The organism is Helicobacter felis ATCC 49179, from assembly GCF_000200595.1.
Lineage (GTDB): Bacteria > Campylobacterota > Campylobacteria > Campylobacterales > Helicobacteraceae > Helicobacter > Helicobacter felis.
Genome location: NC_014810.2, coordinates 299521 through 314907, shown reverse-complemented (window position 1 = coordinate 314907; position 15387 = coordinate 299521). Strand labels below are relative to the sequence as shown.

Genomic DNA, 15387 nt, shown 5'->3' with positions numbered 1-15387 from the left:
GATGCGATCCTTAGTGTGGATCTGCTTATTGTGCTTTAGCTGGGTTGGCTTGGCGGATGCAAAGCCTTCAAAAAAGTCAGACAAGTCCTTTGAGGCGTGGTATAAATCCTTTTTTCCTCCGCAGGCATGGCAAGATCAGATGCAAGCCTTGCAATTGGAGATGATTGATAAAGATGTTGCCTACACGCGCTTGCTTTTGGATCGCAGTGTGGCTAAAGAAACACGCCAAAAACGCCTCCAAGCTTTTGAAAAACAAAGGGCACAAGATTTTTACACCAAAGCTTGGCCTCTATTGGACATTTTCCCTATCTTTAAAGATCGCAAGCTCCCCGCACACATCCATAAGATCTTTAAAAACATCGTTCTGCTCTTGTTGTGGGAGTATTTGGAGGACACCCGCTTAACCAACCTAGACTACGATCCGGACGACTCTGTATATCCTGACGCACTTGAGCCCTACTTTTTTCTCAAAGACACCCTCCTCCCCTTTTTCTTCTCCCCTCTGCTTGCCTCTCAACTAGACCCCCTAGCCTATGTTCAAAGTCTGCCTTCTCTTGAACAGACTTGCGCACAGGGCAAATGCGCCTATGTCAAGGATTTAACAAGCGCGATGGGGGTTTTCCATTGGCTTTATTTCATCGATGCTTATAATGAATTTGCGACTTCTCCCATCTCAAGGGAGGTTTGGGGTCTTGTACATTCCGTTCCTCTGCGCGATAATCTCAAGAGCGCGTGGTATCTAGTCCAGCTCTCCAAAAAACACAATCCCTTTTTAGAAGAGATTTTAAAGCGCGATCTTAACGCCCTCCTAGAAGCGTTTAAAAATTACGCTCTGCTTAGGGGTTTGTTCTACCTACACAACACCCCATTTTATCTCCAAGGGTTCTTTCAAGATAACTATCCGAATTTTCAAGATAACTACCCGGAGATTCCTCATTTTTCTACCAGCTATAAAAACACACACACCCGCATTTTAAATCAACCCCAACTCTGTTTGCTCCCCAAATATCTAAGTAAAAAAGCTAAACGGGCGTGTTTGGTGGTTTTAAAAAGTCCGCCTAAAAGTGTACTCGACTCTTTGCGCACTCTCTTGAAACAAATGCGTCTTTTGAGCGTGGATGATGTCCCCTGTTTGTATTTAAACCCACAAGGTGAAATCCAACATTTCAAATCCAAAAGCGCGATTTGTAGGGCTTTGAGTGCGCTAAAACTCCATTAAAGCGCCACATAGTCTACCTCTCTGGGGCGTTGGTGCTGGAGCACGAGATTTTTAGACTTGGTAACCCCCTCAGAAGTGCCAATGACCAATAATTTAGCCTCGCTAGCCACAATGGTATCGCCCTCTGGCATGGGAATATAACGCCCGTCCTTTTGGATAATTCCAATGACAAAGATTTTAGCAATCTCTCTAAAATGCGCTTCTTTGAGCTTGCGTTGCACGAGCCAACTCTCTTTGGGCACAATTACCTCTTCTAAGTCTAGCAAGGTGTCTTTTTTGTAAATAAAATTTTCTAGGATATTTTCCATATCCGGGCGAATTGCCATCGCGCTCACGCGTTGCGCCATTAATTTAGTGGGCGAAACCACACTATCCGCGCCTAGTTTTTTGAGTTTTTCCAAATCTTCATCATTGTGTGCGCTAGCAATGATGTAATAAGGTTTGCGCCCCAACTCTTTTTCTAGCAGACGCACATTGGCGATTAGGGCAATATTGACAGAAAAGGTTTTAGAAAAGGTAACCACGCCCTTAGCGCTACTCAGATTGGTTTTGAGCATGCTCAAATTGGTGTGGGGATCACCCACAATGTAGTAAGGGTATTTGTGCTTGATGGCCTGTTCTTCAAAGTCTGGATTGTCATCCACTACCACAAAGGGAATTTGGGCGTTTCTAAATTGCTTGGCAAGTTCAATGGTGTATTCGTTGTGGTAACAGATGACATAGTGTTTGGTGAGATGGGCAATTTTATAAATCATCTTTTTCTCCCGAATGAGTTTAGCTAAGACCCCCTTGTTGATCACCCCAATGAGCACGGCGACCGTAAAGGTCATCAATGCTTCCCCACAAAACATGATCAAAACGCTTAGAAAAATACTCCAAGTGCCAAATTTACTTTCATCCAAAGCCCCAAACCCTGTCGCCGTGAAAGTGTAGGCTGTTTGGAAAAAGGCCTGCATGAGAGAATAATTTTCTAAGCATAGATAGCCCAAAGTGCCCAAGAGGATAAAAAGCTGAATGAGAACTAAAGGCGGGGCAAAAAGTTTAAAATGAGAGTAAATCTCGGCGTTGATTTGGCGGGTGGCACTCTCCTTAGGGGGTGTTTTCTTGAAAAGTGCCTTGAAATTAAACATTGTCCTTACGGACTACTGACTTTTGCGCATGGTCCTTAAGGTGGAAGCAGCAACGCGAATCTTTTGTTTTGTGCCATCTTCTAGGGTAATGCGAATGGTGCGCAAATTAGGGAGTAAACGCCTCTTGCTTTTATTGTTTGCATGGCTTACATGGTTGCCTACCATAGGGCCTTTTAAACTTAAATCACATCTTCGTGCCATAAATTCTCCTTGATAAATAAAAGCGCACATTATAGCCTAATGCGCGCGTCTTTGTGCTTAAATTAGTGGGTGGTGGATTTGGTAGATTTGCTAGGTTTAGCCGATTGACTCTCTTGCTCCATAATGCCCTCAGGTTTAGGGGTGTTGTTAGCGATGGTGGGTAATTGAGGGTAGGTGATGGTAGGTTTTTTACCCGTGAGAGCACCAAAGAAGACAGCGATTTTTTGCGCATCGCTATCACTGATTTGGATTCCTAGTTGTACAGCACCCATGGCCTTGATCGCATCCTTGACATTCCAATATTGTCCATTATGGAAATAGGGCATGGTTTCTAAGATATTGCGCAAGGTAGGCACTTTGACCATGCCGTTTTTATCTCCCTTGAAATCCCCCACATTGGCAAATTCATAAGGGGCAGCCACTTGGAAAGGTTGCATAGTGCCTCCTAAGTTGATTCCATTGTGGCAACCTGCACAGCCCTTTTCTAGGAATAAAGACAAGCCCTCTTGTTCTTTAGGACTTAGTGCTTTGACATTGCCCCGCAAAAAGTCGTCAAAACGGCTAGGGGTGTTGAGTGTGGCTTCAAACATAGCAATCGTATCTGTGATCAAGTTAAGATCGATTTTAACATTGTTGCCATAGGCGCGTTTAAAGGCTTTGACATAGCCGGGCATAGAATTGATCTTAGCTTCCACAACTTTAGGATCGGCATTCATTTCTACCGGGTTGCTGATGGGGCCTTTAGCCTGATCGTCTAGGTGTGCCACACGCCCATCCCAAAACTGCACCGCATTAAAGACGGAATTATACACGGTGGGGGAATTTAAAAAATGGGGGTTAGGTTTCCAGCCCTCTCCTACAGCTCGTGATACAGTATCTACCCCTGCCATGCCTAAGTTATGGCATGTGTTGCAAGAAATAAGATAAGAAGTAGAAATTCTAGGGTCTAGGTAGAGCATTTTTCCTAACTCAATTTGCGCCTTAGTGAGCACAGCACCCTTATAAGAAAGACCTAAGTCGCGCACCTTATCTTTGAGATATTTATCTAAAACCTTGCCTGTTGGCATGGGCATAAGATTAGCGTCTAGGGCTTTCTTAATCAATTCTTGCGCACTTATGGTATGGTGGCTTGGCTTAGCATAAAGGGCAGCGCACAGACCTACAGACATAAAAGACACTTTGAACAAATTTTTTATTTTCATTGGCGTATTCCTTATAAAGTAGTTTAAATGAGAAAATTATACGCCAAGAATCTTAAAGAATTCAATGTGTATCAAAATAATGCTGGATTTTTTGAGGGTCATGGGTTTGGCTTAAAGCTAGCATCAAAAGCACCCTAGCTTTTTGAGGATTGAGATTATCGCTAGTTACAAACCCGTATTGAGAATCATTGATTTCGCCCGGATTAGTAACAAAGCCACTTCCCACACGAGAAGAGCGCACCACTACCACGCCCTTTTTAACCGCGTGGGCTAACGCCTCCAACACAGCAGGATAAATGTTTCCATTGCCCATCCCCGCGCTCACAATTCCTTTAGCTCCATGTTCAAGCGCGCTTTGCACAAAATCCGCATGGTCGTTAGCATGGCTGTAGACAATATCCACACGGGGCAAATCGTGGATTTTAGCAATGTCAAACGCGCTCTCTAAAGTGTGCTTGCGCAAAGATTGCATATAAAAGCGCACATGTCCATAGAGCACTTGGCCTAGAGGTCCGCTATTGAGCGATTTAAAAGTGCTCACTCCTGTCGTGTGGGTTTTGCTCACTTCTCTAGCGGCATGGATGCTATCATCCATCAAAACCAACACTCCCTTGCCTTTGGATTGCGGATTACTAGCTAGCGCGATGGCGTTGTAAAGATTGAGAGGTCCATCTGCGCTTAAAGAATCCGCATTGCGCATCGCCCCTACCATCACAATGGGTTTATGGCTTTTGATCACAAGGTTGAGGAAATAGGCGGTTTCTTCCATCGTGTCCGTGCCATGTGTGATCACCACCCCATCGACCTCTTTTTTAGAGAGGAGGGCTTGCACGCGCCTAGCCAACTTAAGCCAAACCTCATTATTCATTTCCTGAGACCCGATGTTGCTTATCTGCTCGGCTTTAAGATTAGCCAACTTTTTAGCCTGCGGGATAGCACCCACGAGGGTATCCACACTCAACGATCCAGATTTATAAGCACTACTAAGCGCGCTTGAAGAACTTCCAGCGATTGTTCCCCCTGTAGCCAACACATATAAATTAGGTTTAGCGACCATCCAACACACTCCCAAAATGATTAAAAATAAAAATCTACTTAGCATATTAAAAAAGATTCAACCCTTCAGCAATAGAAGGGTGTGTGTAAATCATATCTTTGAGCGCGCTAAAACTTAAATGGTGGTTTATGGCTAGACTAAAGAGGTTAATCACCTCATAAGAGAGGGCGCAATGCAAACTAGCTCCAAGCACTCTCTGTTGCGCATTGTCCTCTACAAGCACCTGCAAACGCCCTGTGGTGTTCTCTATCACTCTAGCCCCGGGCATCGCAGCACTCTCTAGCGTTTTAATTAAAACTTTTTTACCGGATTTTTCGATGTCTTTAGCGCGCATGCCCACATGACTATAGGGAGTTTCCACATAGAGCACTTCGGGCAAAACTCCGCGATTCTTTGTAGAACGGGATTTATCGCCATAGAGATGCTGGGAAACAATTCTGAAATCATCTAAACTAACATAGGTGGTGAACATTTCTCCCCCTTTCACATCCCCTACAGCATAGATATTACCCTCATGCTCAGCGTTGGCAACAAGAAATTCATTGGTCAAAATCTCCTTATGCGCGCCTAGTTTCAAACCAGCTTTTTCTAATTGCAATCCTGCTGTATTGGGCACACGCCCGATAGCTAGCAAGAAAGCGTCTGCTTCTAAAGAAAGTTTTTCTTGTGTTTTAGTATCTGTATAGTGGACTTGGTGTTCAACAATGCTGTCCACACTGGCGTTATAAATGACTTGAATCCCCTTGCTTGTTAGTGAATCTAAAATACTCTTTTGAAAAAGCGCATCTTCTTTGGGTAAAAAGGTATCCCCGCGCACTAAAACACTCACCTGAGTAATATTTTTTTGCCCTACACGCCCAAAAAGATTAAACATACTGGCAAATTCTAGGCCGATGTAGCCTCCACCCACCACGACCAAATGCGAGGGCAATTTATTGAGCTGCATTAAAGAAGTGCTGTCATAAACACACTTGGATTTGATAGGGATAGATGGAGTGATAGGAATAGATCCGGTGTTAATAACAATAGTGCGCGCGCTCACTTCCTTACAACTATCCTCGTGATAGATCATTAGCGTGTGAGAGTCTTTAAAACTCGCCTGACCTTCTAGGAGTGTAACCCCTGCTCCAACGAGGGCCTGGTAGTTTTTTTCTCGTAAAAAAGCCACCATCTTGTTTTTTTCTTCAATGCTTTCTTTATAGCCCGAAGTGCCTTTTTTATGTGTCGCTAGGCTTAAAAGAGCTTTGGAAGGAATGCAGCCAATGTTGATGCAAGTCCCCCCATACATCTCTTTGGATTGTTCGATGAGCGCAACTTTTTGACCTTTTTTGGCCGCCATAGTTGCCAAAGTTTTCCCTGCCTTACCAAAACCAATGACCACTAAATCATATTCATAACTCATGCATGTCCTCCATAAATAATTTAGAATATCAACAGGGATTATAGCAAATCGCTAACCCCTCCAAAAGCAATCCTTAAAATTATGAATGAATATTAAATAATAACATCCAAAACATGGGGTTCTAAGAATCCTTCAAGTTCTTCAGTATTCTCTAGCGCACGATCTAGCGCGCTGTCGCTATAATAGTGGCCATGGTAGCAGTGGCGTTTATCCCCATTGAGACAACGCCGATCCATTTGGGGTTGTTCTTGTTGGGACTGCCGTTGTTGAGGAGGAGATTCCTCCTTATCTCTGTGCACGGCCTTATTTTTTTCCAAAGCACGGGTCTCTTGGATGGCTTGCAACCTCTCAATAAACTCTTTTTGACTCTCTTGGTCAAGTTTGGGCAGAGCGTTCTGATAAACAATCGATCCAAAGGGCGCATTCTGATTGATATGAGTCAGATTGCCGGTAAAAGAAGACATGTTGCCTCCTTGTTTTACCCATTAAATCGGCCTCTTGGTTATTTTCTTATGCGAATCACACCCCAAAAAAGACTTCAAGCGGATAAGTTTTATCTGTGGCCTTAAGTTCCAAATAGGCATTGATCACCATAAATTCGTCTTTAGGGTGGCTACTCAAGCGTTCTCTAGCCTGATCGATCATCTCTAAATCAAGCAAAACATATAGAAAACTTTTTTCAGCGCGCTCATCTTTGGTTGCCAACGCCTCAAAGAATTTAAAGCGCGCATCCGGAGCAAGCAGAGCCTTAGATTGTTTAGCCAATTGCAAATAATCTTTGCCCTCGTAGCCTACTAAAGCGCACAAGCGCACCATTTCCTCTTGATCTAGTGTAGTTTTGCCATGCCAATAGGCATCTAGCAAATGCTTTAAAATTTCCTTGTTTAAAAGGTGTTGCGATCCCTTGAGTGCCTTAGATAAATCCTTGCTCGATCCACGCTGAATAATGGCGATGAGCGCGGCTTGTTTGATTTCAGGGCTTAAATCTTCTCTTTTGAGAAAGTCCTGAGCACACTTGAGGTCTTGATGGATTTGATTTTGCAGATTATGGAGATAAAAAGGATTTTGGCGTGCAAAATCGTATTTATGCAAGTCCACGACTCGATCCTCATTAATATCTTGGTAATAGGTGAAGAGGCGATCGATTTTCTCATGCCCACTCTCAGGACTGCTTGGATCAGCATGGAGATCAAAACGACCCAGAACCCTAGAGAGAGTCGCGAAAGTGGGGTTATGGTAATGCGATTTGCTAAAGGTGTCCTTGATGTCCTGCTCTATGATCTGTTGTATCAATTTCTCCATATCACGCCGTTCGTGGTAGCGTGTAAATAGACCCATGATATTGCCATAAAGCACGAAGAGTAGAGTGAACCCAAAAAAAGCAACACTACCCCAACGATCCAAAGAGCAATGGGTAGATCTAAAGTGCTTGTAGAGACAGAGACAATAAAATGGCCCGGGGCAATGCCGTGCACATACCACCCTAGCGCAATGATGAATAGAGCTGTGAAGGCCGTGTAGTAGCGTAGTTTCATAAATTTCCTCCAAAATGTGCATTATAGCTCAAAGTAACTAATAGTCCTTATTTGTGATAGGGATGGTTGTTTAATAGACTTAGAGCTCTAAAAATTTGCTCACACAACACTAATTTAGCGATCTCATGACTTAAAGTGAGCGCGCTCAAAGAAAGAGGGACACATCGATCTAAAAAGTTTTGATCAAATCCAAAAGCTCCTGCAATAAAAAAATGCACACGGGCATGTGAGGCTAAAAGTTGGCTAAAACTCTCGCTAGTGTGGGTATGCCCACTTGGGTGCAGAGCTAGGAGGTGTGTGTGGGGTGTGAGATAGGGTTGCAGAGCTTTGGTGTAGCTAACCTTGCTATTATGCTTACTGGGGCTAATATCTACAATCTGTAGCTTTGCACCAAATTGCAGGCACTGGCGTTGATAGTGCGCAACAAGAGGGGCGAGTTTAGGATTGGGTTTAGAAATAGCATAGACACAATAAGTCATGTGTGCGTAAGCATACCCACTAGATCGCTAATGCTCTTTTTGAGGTCTTTACGCTGGATGATCATGTCAATTAAACCATGTTCTAACAAAAATTCTGCACTTTGAAAACCTTGAGGCAATTCTGCGCCGATCGTCTGCTTGATCACGCGCGCACCAGCAAAACCTATCATAGCACCCGGTTCAGCAATGATGAGATCGCCCAAAAAGGCAAAAGACGCGCTCACACCTCCAAAAGTTGGGTCTGTGAGCAGGGAAATAAAGGGCAACTTCGCCTCAGAGAGTTTGTTAAGAGCTGCGCTAGTTTTTGCCATTTGCATGAGCGCGTAAGTGGATTCCTGCATTCTAGCACCTCCGCTAGCTGAAACAATCAAAAGAGCTTGGCGTTTTTGCACCGCTCGATCAATGGCGCGCACAATCTTTTCCCCCTCTACAGAACCCAAAGAGCCCCCCATAAAGGCAAAATCAAAGATGACAATTTGCATTCTAATCTCATTAATCTCCCCCTCTCCGCTAATCACCGAACTTGGCCGCCCTGTCTTGGCTTGGTATTTTTTGACGCGTTGCTTATAACTTTCTTTATCTACAAAGTTGAGCGGATCAACAGGTCTGAGCTCTTTATCAAATTCAACAAAAGTCCCCGGATCGCAGAGGAAGTCAATGCGATCGTTAGCACTCATGCGAAAATGGTAATGACACTTCAAGCAAACATGATATTTGGCAAACACCTCTTTATAGTACATCAGCGCGTTGCACTGCGGGCATTTAATCCAATGACTAGGCATGTCTTTTTCTGAAGATTGCACCCTATTTTTCTTAAGACTCTTGAGGAAATCGGCAAAACCCATGCACAACCTTTGAGAATTTATTAATAAATGACCAATTTTAGCACATTTAGTCTTGACAAAGCCTTGTAAAAAGTGTAATATTGCGTTTTTGTGTCATTTGACCCGTTAGCTCAGCAGGTAGAGCAATTCCCTTTTAAGGAATGGGCCGCTGGTTCGAATCCAGCACGGGTCACCAAGGCTCCTTCATCTAGTGGTTAGGATACCACCCTTTCACGGTGGTTACAGGGGTTCAAATCCCCTAGGAGTCACCACTTAGGTCGCTTAGCTCAGTTGGTAGAGCGCCACCCTTACAAGGTGGATGTCATAAGTTCGAGTCTTATAGCGACCACCATTGGAGCGGTAGTTCAGCTGGTTAGAATACCTGCCTGTCACGCAGGGGGTCGCGGGTTCAAGTCCCGTCCGTTCCGCCACCTCATCTAAATTTTTTAGTTCATCCGAGTCCGACCCCTTCATCTAGTGGCCAAGGATACCACTCTTTCAAGGTGGAAACGGAAGTTCAAATCCTCCAGGGGTCGCCATTTATCTAGGGCACTCTAGGAAAAGTTCAAAAGTCGCCTTATTGCGTAACTCGCGCTTAAAGTCTAAATTAATGCTAATTTCCTTGCTGTGGGCGAAAGTGTCGATAAGTTGTTTGCTGATCACAACACGACAACCTGTTATGTTGAATTTATAGGGGATTTTTTGGATACCTTCAATCTCGAAGCGAGTTGGCGTTTGGAGTTTGAGAGAGTAGCGTTGATAGGCCGTATTGATCTTAGCCTCTTTTTCTGGCTTTTGAGAATATTTGTAGGTTTTAAGTTTCCCTTCCACATTGGTGATTTGCGTAGAGGAATTGTTGAGGGCAAAAATTTGTGTTTGCCTTTTAGTGGAGAAATCCTCGCCCTGCATGAATTTTTGTAAGGGAAACGCATGGACTTCTAGGAAAAGGCGATCGTTAGATTCGCTCACATCCACTTCTTGCCCGCTCAAAGGATAGTAATTTTCTTGGGAAAAAATGACCTTTTTAGGGCCCTCTTTTTTAATTCTAATGGGCTGAATATGGGGTTGTGGATTAGGATTTGGGTTGTATTGGGAGGTTTGGTTTTGAGAGTTTTGGTTGTTATCAGGTTGTTCCCAACATCCAGCTAAACCCAATGTCAAAGCAATATAAGTCAGAGAAACTCTATAAAACTTGCACGCACAAAACACCCCAAACACTTCTCTCATCAAAAAACCCTTCTTAAGTTTTAAAGCTTATAATAGGCCATTAATTATAGAGGGTTTAATAAAACTTCATGCTTAAAGAACAATCCAGAGATGTAGGCTTGTGATGCGCACGATCGCTCTTGTAGGTCGCCCCAATGTGGGTAAAAGCTCCCTTTTTAATTGTTTAGTTAAAAGTAGGCAGGCCATCACCTCTGCATTTGCAGGCACAACTAGAGATATTAGACAGGGTGTGGTTTCTCTAGGAGGTGTTTTTGTGCAACTCTTAGATACCGGAGGCCTTGATCCCGGACATGCTCTAGGAACACAGATTACAAAACATAGCCTAGAAACCATTCAAAAATGCGATTTGGTATTCTATGTGGTGGATGGCAAACAAATCCCCTTAGATGAAGACAAAAACTATTTTTATCGGATATGCCAAAAGGTGCGAAACTGCTTTCTTATCGTTAATAAAATAGACAATGATCAAGAAGCAAGAGAAGCTTATAGTTTTTCAAGCTTTGGGGCTAAGGCGATGTTCTTTGTTTCAGCGAGTCATAATAGAGGATTGCAAGCCCTTATACAGGCCACCATCACCCAATTAAACCTTCAAGAGAGTCCTACTCAAGAAATATCTCCCCTTGTATCTGCGATCCAGGTAGGCATTATTGGGCGGGTGAATGTGGGCAAGAGTTCGTTATTAAACGCCCTAGTGCAACAGGAACGCGCTCTAGTTTCAGAAGTGGCGGGCACAACCATAGACCCAGTAGATCAGCACATCAGCCACCATGGCCAAGAAATTTGTTTCGTGGACACGGCAGGTTTGCGTCAAAGAAGCAAAATTCAAGGGTTGGAAAAATACGCTCTAGATCGCACCACAAAGGTGCTTGAACAATCTCAAATTGCGATCTTGGTTTTAGATGTGAGCGTCCCCTTTGTAGACCTAGATGAAAAAATCGCTGCTTTGGTGGATAAACATCGCTTAGGCGTGGTGGTGGTGTTCAATAAATGGGATATTCGACATGCCAATTTTGAGGCAATTATGGAGAGCTTTAAGCACAAGTTTAAATTTTTGCACTACGCGCCTACAATCACTGCTAGCGCGCTAGATAAGCGGCATGTTGAAAAAATTAAGGATAAAATCTTAGAAGTGTATGCGCATTTTTGCAAACGCATTTCCACGAGCACGCTCAATCAAGTCATTGCAGAGGCCACTCAAAAACACCCCTTGCCTAGCGATCATGGCAAAATTGTGCGTATCTACTACGGCACGCAATTTGCCTCTTGTCCACCTCAAATTGCTTTGGTGATGAACCGCCCTAAAGCGTTGCATTTTAGCTACAAACGCTATTTGATAAATGTGTTACGCCAAAAATTTGGGTTTTTGGGCACGCCCATTATCCTAAGCACGCGAGACAAGAAGAGTCAATGAATTTGCTACCTTATTTTCAGGATTTTTTAACAGCTAGCCATGTTGATGAAACGCGTATCTTTCCTGCTCTGGTGTGTACTAGAGAGGAAGCACAGATATTGCGTCATTTACTCAAAGAATATCTCAAAGGACAGGTTGAGGTAGAGGTAAGGCAAATCTTAGAAAAAAATACGGCTTCTATGTCTGAAATCTTAGAGGGCAAGATTGCAGACTCTTTGAAGGCTATGTTGGCCTCTCTTGCACATATCAGACGGCTCATAGACTTAGAATGGGTGCAAGAAAAGCGGATGAAAACCCAAGAGAACTCTTTATTGGAACTTGTGGATGGTTGCCTAAGTCTTAGTCCTGCTTTTTTTAAACTTCTTGAAAAGGGGCTAGAGGAAGTGCCCCCGAATACAAACCCCTATGAAGATCATTTGGAGTATTTGAACGATTGGTTTTCCCTCATCGATCTTTTATATAAATTGCAACGGCAAAAAGATTCTTGTGTCAAAAAACATGTCCACGCACAAATCCAGCGTTTAAGACAGAGAATAAACACCCGTTTAGAAAACACTCCTCGCCTTTTTGAAATCCAAAAATTCCTGCATAAGCACCATCTCAAACACGCCGAAGAGATTCTCTTTTTTGCCTTGCTTAAAAGTGCTTATGTGGAAGACTATAGCCGGATTGATGAGGGTTGCGATTTTAAAAGTCTTATTAATTTGCCATGTGTAGACACGCCCCTAGACCCTTCCATTTTAAGTCCTAAATCCCCTTTGCTTCAAAAGGGACTCGTGGATTTTGAAGAAGTTTTAGAACCTCTTAATCAAAATATGGTAAGGCAATATTTTTTACAAGATTGGGTTTTAAATGCCATCTCTGTATCCAATTTTCACCCTAAAAATGGCAACACTTTAAAAAATATTCTCAAAGACAGCGATATTTTTGAGGCTTTAGAGCCCAAATTAGGTTTGGAAGATGTGGTCTTGAGTCAAAAGACTAGAGAAACATTAGAAATTTTATGCAAGCAAATCGATCCTAAATTGCAGGCACGCCTACGGAGTTGGGGCATCATCAAAGAAGCGCGCATAGAGGCCAAAATTATTTTCTATGGCCCTCCGGGAACAGGCAAAACTATGAGTGCCCTAGCTTTAGCTAAAAGCCTTAAAAAAGAAGTCTTATGTTTTGATTGCTCTAAAATCCTCTCTATGTATGTGGGCGAATCTGAAAAGAATGTACGCAAGATTTTTGATGATTACTATAAAATCGCCAAACAATGCAAAAATCCTCCCATTCTGTTCTTAGATGAAGCCGATCAATTTTTGAGCAGCCGCACCACGGCGACCAGTGGGGCGGATAAAATGCACAACCAGATGCAAAATATCTTTTTACATCAAATTGAAAAATTTGAGGGGGTTTTAATCGCCACCACGAACTTATTAGAAACCCTAGACACCGCTTTTTCGCGCCGTTTCAACCATAAGATCGAGTTTAAACCCCCCACTTTTGCCCAAAGAGTCCAGCTTTGGCAACAATATTTGCCCCCGCACGCCCCCTATTCTGGAGGACACACTCTAGAAAGCTTGGCCAATGCTTTGGCGCACCATACTTTGAGCGGGGGGCAAATCGCTCTAGTGGTTAAAAACACCGCCTACAAGGTAGCTACCTATGCACATCCGACTTTCACCCTAGAGGATTTTCTAGCAGAAATCCATAAAGAGAGACAGGGGAATTTTGAGGGGGGTAAAAATATTGGATTTGGGGTTTAATCTCTTCTTTAAAAACTTTTAAAAGGATTATTGTGAAATTCATCATTGCTAAAACGGAATTAGAGGCCGCACTCAAGGATCTCATCGCCTTTACCAATAAAAAAGACATGGTTAATATCACTTCTCATGTTTGCATTGAAGCTAAAACAGATGCTTTAATTTTTCAGGCTAATGATTTAGAAATGGGACTGTGCTTGACTTTAAATATTCCTGCTCAAGAAACCGGTAGCGCGGTTTTAAACGCTAAATATTTGCTAGACATCATCTCTAAATTAGAAAAGGGAGATTTGCTCTTAGAGAGTCAAGACAACTTTATGCATGTCCACTTTAAACGCTCTAAATTTAAATTGCCTCTTTTGGACAAAGAATATTTCCCCTCATTCCCCACTTACGATCATCTTCCTGTCGTATATTTTGACGATTCCACTCTGAGCGACTATTTTAAAAAGCTTGCTCAAGTCATTACAACAAACGCGTCCAAATATGAATTTTCAGGAGTGCTTTTAGCCCTCCAAGAGAATTTAGAACTTGTCGCCACAGATACAAAACGGCTCTCTGTCGTGCAGATGGAAATTGGAGGAACAACAAGCGCGGACAGACAAGAGTTGATTCTTCCAAAACGAGCGATGCTTGAGGTCGCTAAACTCTTTAGAGGGGACTTTGAAATGCGCTATGATAAAAACATGATCTTCTTTAAAAACGCGTCTATGGTGTTGTTTGCAAAACTCATCAGTGGTAAATACCCCCATTACCAAAACATTATCCCCTCTACATTTGCCCACCAACTAGAATGTAACACCCAAGATTTTAAAGATGCTATCAATATCACACAAGCACTAGGAGCGACCACGAAAATTATTTTCCGCCCCGATAAAATTGAATTTGAAACTCTGCAGACAGAAAACCCTAGTTTTGCTTCTACTTTTGTGGAGGCGAGCACTCCCCTAGATGGTTTTGTGATCCACGCCCAAGCGCGCCATTTATTAGACGCTCTGAGCGCTCTCTCCACCCCCACTTTTGATTTTTGCCTTAGCGTTGAAAACCAACCCTTTGTCATTCAAAAAAATGGTTTCATCACTGTGGTGATGCCCGTAGCGATATAACCTCCTCTTCTTTTCCCCCTCATTTTGCACTTATTTTAGAGTTAATACCTTGATGGTGTTAGCTACTGGGAAAGTGCGCACAAAGATAATATTATTCGCATCACTACAAACTTGGTTAGCACTAGGCGCGCTCTTGCCCGCACAAGTTACAAACTTAAAGGGAGTGGATGCGCCATCAATGACTAAACTAAAATCGGTCCCACTATCCACACGCCCGGCATACACAGTGTTAGGGAAAACATTTGAACTGCGTATATCTGCTGCTGTGGTGGCTTTATTAAGCATGGCTAAACCAGCTCCAGTAGCCTGCATAGCCAACCCAGCACTTCCACCTACAGCTGCACCCCCACCTACTAAGCCCGCCTCTGCACCCGTTTTTAAGATCGCTGAAGTGATAGCGCGGGCTTTAATGGCAGGCAAGGTGGTTTGGTATTCTTTCTGCACCACAGCGTTAAAGTGGGAGAGAACTGCTAAATTTTCCGCCTTGCCACTAGCACTAATTTGGAAAGTTTTATGGAAATCTTTACCCGGCTTTAAGAGGGGCAGAGCAAAGTTAAACTCCGTGATTTTAAATTCTTCTAAAGTGGGTTGCATCCCATCTTCGACAATCACCCAAGTCATCTTTTTGGGATCATGGCTTTCAAAATGTTTGATGTCTTGGGCAAGGAGTGGGATTTGACTAATTCCATAGGCTTCTTTGAGATCATCAATGCCCTTACTATCTCCATTAGTCGAATAAAACAACCCGGCAACATAGCTCACCATAGGGGGTTAAAAACAGCAATATAAAATCTATAAAATTCTATAATTCTCTATAAGTTTTTTATATGATTTTAAGTTTCTAGG

General features: G+C 43.0%; 15 protein-coding genes and 5 tRNA genes. 9 read left to right on the top strand and 11 right to left on the bottom strand.

Going from position 1 to position 15387, the window contains the following annotated elements; translation table 11 throughout:
- Window position 1: 1 nt before the first annotated feature.
- Window positions 2-1219 carry a hypothetical protein gene (locus HFELIS_RS08455; RefSeq protein ID WP_013468802.1) on the top strand — a complete coding sequence of 406 codons (1218 nt, stop codon included), beginning with the start codon at window positions 2-4 and terminating at the stop codon, window positions 1217-1219.
- Here the strand turns inward: HFELIS_RS08455 and HFELIS_RS01660 are convergent.
- The 9 genes from HFELIS_RS01660 to accD all read right to left on the bottom strand — a co-directional run bounded on the left by HFELIS_RS01660 (window position 1216) and on the right by accD (window position 9070).
- Window positions 1216-2349 carry a potassium channel family protein gene (locus HFELIS_RS01660; protein ID WP_013468801.1) on the bottom strand — a complete coding sequence of 378 codons (1134 nt, stop codon included), beginning with the start codon at window positions 2347-2349 and terminating at the stop codon, window positions 1216-1218. The genes HFELIS_RS08455 and HFELIS_RS01660 overlap by 4 nt on opposite strands.
- A gap of 12 nt (window positions 2350-2361) precedes the next feature.
- Window positions 2362-2550, bottom strand: a complete 189-nt coding sequence (gene rpmB, locus HFELIS_RS01655) for a 50S ribosomal protein L28 (protein WP_013468800.1) — start codon at window positions 2548-2550, stop codon at window positions 2362-2364.
- A 62-nt stretch (window positions 2551-2612) separates the two neighbouring features.
- Window positions 2613-3719 (bottom strand): cytochrome-c peroxidase, encoded by a 1107-nt coding sequence (locus HFELIS_RS01650; RefSeq protein WP_049776995.1) that lies wholly within the window; start codon window positions 3717-3719, stop codon window positions 2613-2615.
- Window positions 3720-3813: 94 nt separating this feature from the next.
- A complete protein-coding gene (locus HFELIS_RS01645; RefSeq protein ID WP_041302703.1) occupies window positions 3814-4854 on the bottom strand; it encodes a type II asparaginase in 1041 nt (346 codons plus the stop codon).
- A gap of 1 nt (window position 4855) precedes the next feature.
- On the bottom strand, window positions 4856-6211 hold the full coding sequence (locus HFELIS_RS01640) for an FAD-dependent oxidoreductase (protein WP_013468797.1): 1356 nt from the start codon (window positions 6209-6211) through the stop codon (window positions 4856-4858).
- Between the two features lie 92 nt (window positions 6212-6303).
- Complete coding sequence (locus HFELIS_RS01635) at window positions 6304-6675, bottom strand: hypothetical protein (RefSeq protein ID WP_013468796.1); 372 nt, start codon at window positions 6673-6675, stop codon at window positions 6304-6306.
- 55 nt (window positions 6676-6730) lie between these two features.
- Window positions 6731-7549, bottom strand: a complete 819-nt coding sequence (locus HFELIS_RS01630) for a hypothetical protein (RefSeq protein WP_231844188.1) — start codon at window positions 7547-7549, stop codon at window positions 6731-6733.
- A 244-nt stretch (window positions 7550-7793) separates the two neighbouring features.
- Window positions 7794-8225 carry a 23S rRNA (pseudouridine(1915)-N(3))-methyltransferase RlmH gene (locus HFELIS_RS01625; protein WP_013468794.1) on the bottom strand — a complete coding sequence of 144 codons (432 nt, stop codon included), beginning with the start codon at window positions 8223-8225 and terminating at the stop codon, window positions 7794-7796.
- Complete coding sequence (gene accD, locus HFELIS_RS01620; RefSeq protein ID WP_013468793.1) at window positions 8222-9070, bottom strand: acetyl-CoA carboxylase, carboxyltransferase subunit beta; 849 nt, start codon at window positions 9068-9070, stop codon at window positions 8222-8224. Before accD ends, HFELIS_RS01625 begins: the two co-directional genes overlap by 4 nt.
- 99 nt (window positions 9071-9169) lie before the next feature.
- Between accD and HFELIS_RS01615 the strand changes: the two genes are divergently transcribed.
- The 5 genes from HFELIS_RS01615 to HFELIS_RS01595 all read left to right on the top strand — a co-directional run bounded on the left by HFELIS_RS01615 (window position 9170) and on the right by HFELIS_RS01595 (window position 9588).
- Window positions 9170-9245 (top strand) — tRNA-Lys (locus tag HFELIS_RS01615).
- A gap of 1 nt (window position 9246) precedes the next feature.
- A tRNA-Glu gene (locus HFELIS_RS01610) sits at window positions 9247-9321 on the top strand.
- 4 nt (window positions 9322-9325) lie between these two features.
- Window positions 9326-9401, top strand: a tRNA-Val gene (locus HFELIS_RS01605).
- 2 nt (window positions 9402-9403) lie between these two features.
- A tRNA-Asp gene (locus tag HFELIS_RS01600) sits at window positions 9404-9480 on the top strand.
- 32 nt (window positions 9481-9512) lie between these two features.
- A tRNA-Glu gene (locus HFELIS_RS01595) sits at window positions 9513-9588 on the top strand.
- A 1-nt stretch (window position 9589) separates the two neighbouring features.
- Here HFELIS_RS01595 and HFELIS_RS01590 read toward each other — a convergent pair.
- Window positions 9590-10276 carry a hypothetical protein gene (locus tag HFELIS_RS01590; RefSeq protein ID WP_013468791.1) on the bottom strand — a complete coding sequence of 229 codons (687 nt, stop codon included), beginning with the start codon at window positions 10274-10276 and terminating at the stop codon, window positions 9590-9592.
- 82 nt (window positions 10277-10358) lie between these two features.
- On the opposite strand from HFELIS_RS01590, the gene der reads away from it, so the two are divergent.
- Genes der through dnaN form a run of 3 tightly spaced genes read left to right on the top strand, consistent with a single transcriptional unit; the run spans window position 10359 to window position 14541 of the window.
- The gene (der, locus tag HFELIS_RS01585) at window positions 10359-11687 is read left to right on the top strand and encodes a ribosome biogenesis GTPase Der (protein WP_407918929.1); all 1329 of its coding nucleotides are present in this window, start codon (window positions 10359-10361) and stop codon (window positions 11685-11687) included.
- Window positions 11684-13438, top strand: coding sequence for an ATP-binding protein (locus tag HFELIS_RS01580; protein WP_013468789.1), 1755 nt, complete (start codon window positions 11684-11686; stop codon window positions 13436-13438). Before der ends, HFELIS_RS01580 begins: the two co-directional genes overlap by 4 nt.
- 32 nt (window positions 13439-13470) lie before the next feature.
- On the top strand, window positions 13471-14541 hold the full coding sequence (gene dnaN, locus HFELIS_RS01575) for a DNA polymerase III subunit beta (protein WP_013468788.1): 1071 nt from the start codon (window positions 13471-13473) through the stop codon (window positions 14539-14541).
- Between the two features lie 30 nt (window positions 14542-14571).
- On the opposite strand, the gene HFELIS_RS01570 is transcribed toward dnaN, so the two are convergent.
- Window positions 14572-15306, bottom strand: a complete 735-nt coding sequence (locus HFELIS_RS01570) for a putative lipoprotein (RefSeq protein ID WP_013468787.1) — start codon at window positions 15304-15306, stop codon at window positions 14572-14574.
- Window positions 15307-15387 lie beyond the last annotated feature (81 nt).

Coding starts and splice junctions, on each gene's coding strand:
- HFELIS_RS08455 (WP_013468802.1), top strand. CDS start 2: ATGCGATCCTTAGTGTGGATCTGCTTATTGTGCTTTAGCTGGGTTGGC.
- HFELIS_RS01660 (WP_013468801.1), bottom strand. CDS start 2,349: ATGTTTAATTTCAAGGCACTTTTCAAGAAAACACCCCCTAAGGAGAGT.
- rpmB (WP_013468800.1), bottom strand. CDS start 2,550: ATGGCACGAAGATGTGATTTAAGTTTAAAAGGCCCTATGGTAGGCAAC.
- HFELIS_RS01650 (WP_049776995.1), bottom strand. CDS start 3,719: ATGTCTGTAGGTCTGTGCGCTGCCCTTTATGCTAAGCCAAGCCACCAT.
- HFELIS_RS01645 (WP_041302703.1), bottom strand. CDS start 4,854: ATGCTAAGTAGATTTTTATTTTTAATCATTTTGGGAGTGTGTTGGATG.
- HFELIS_RS01640 (WP_013468797.1), bottom strand. CDS start 6,211: ATGAGTTATGAATATGATTTAGTGGTCATTGGTTTTGGTAAGGCAGGG.
- HFELIS_RS01635 (WP_013468796.1), bottom strand. CDS start 6,675: ATGTCTTCTTTTACCGGCAATCTGACTCATATCAATCAGAATGCGCCC.
- HFELIS_RS01630 (WP_231844188.1), bottom strand. CDS start 7,549: ATGGGTCTATTTACACGCTACCACGAACGGCGTGATATGGAGAAATTG.
- HFELIS_RS01625 (WP_013468794.1), bottom strand. CDS start 8,225: ATGACTTATTGTGTCTATGCTATTTCTAAACCCAATCCTAAACTCGCC.
- accD (WP_013468793.1), bottom strand. CDS start 9,070: ATGGGTTTTGCCGATTTCCTCAAGAGTCTTAAGAAAAATAGGGTGCAA.
- HFELIS_RS01590 (WP_013468791.1), bottom strand. CDS start 10,276: ATGAGAGAAGTGTTTGGGGTGTTTTGTGCGTGCAAGTTTTATAGAGTT.
- HFELIS_RS01580 (WP_013468789.1), top strand. CDS start 11,684: ATGAATTTGCTACCTTATTTTCAGGATTTTTTAACAGCTAGCCATGTT.
- HFELIS_RS01570 (WP_013468787.1), bottom strand. CDS start 15,306: ATGGTGAGCTATGTTGCCGGGTTGTTTTATTCGACTAATGGAGATAGT.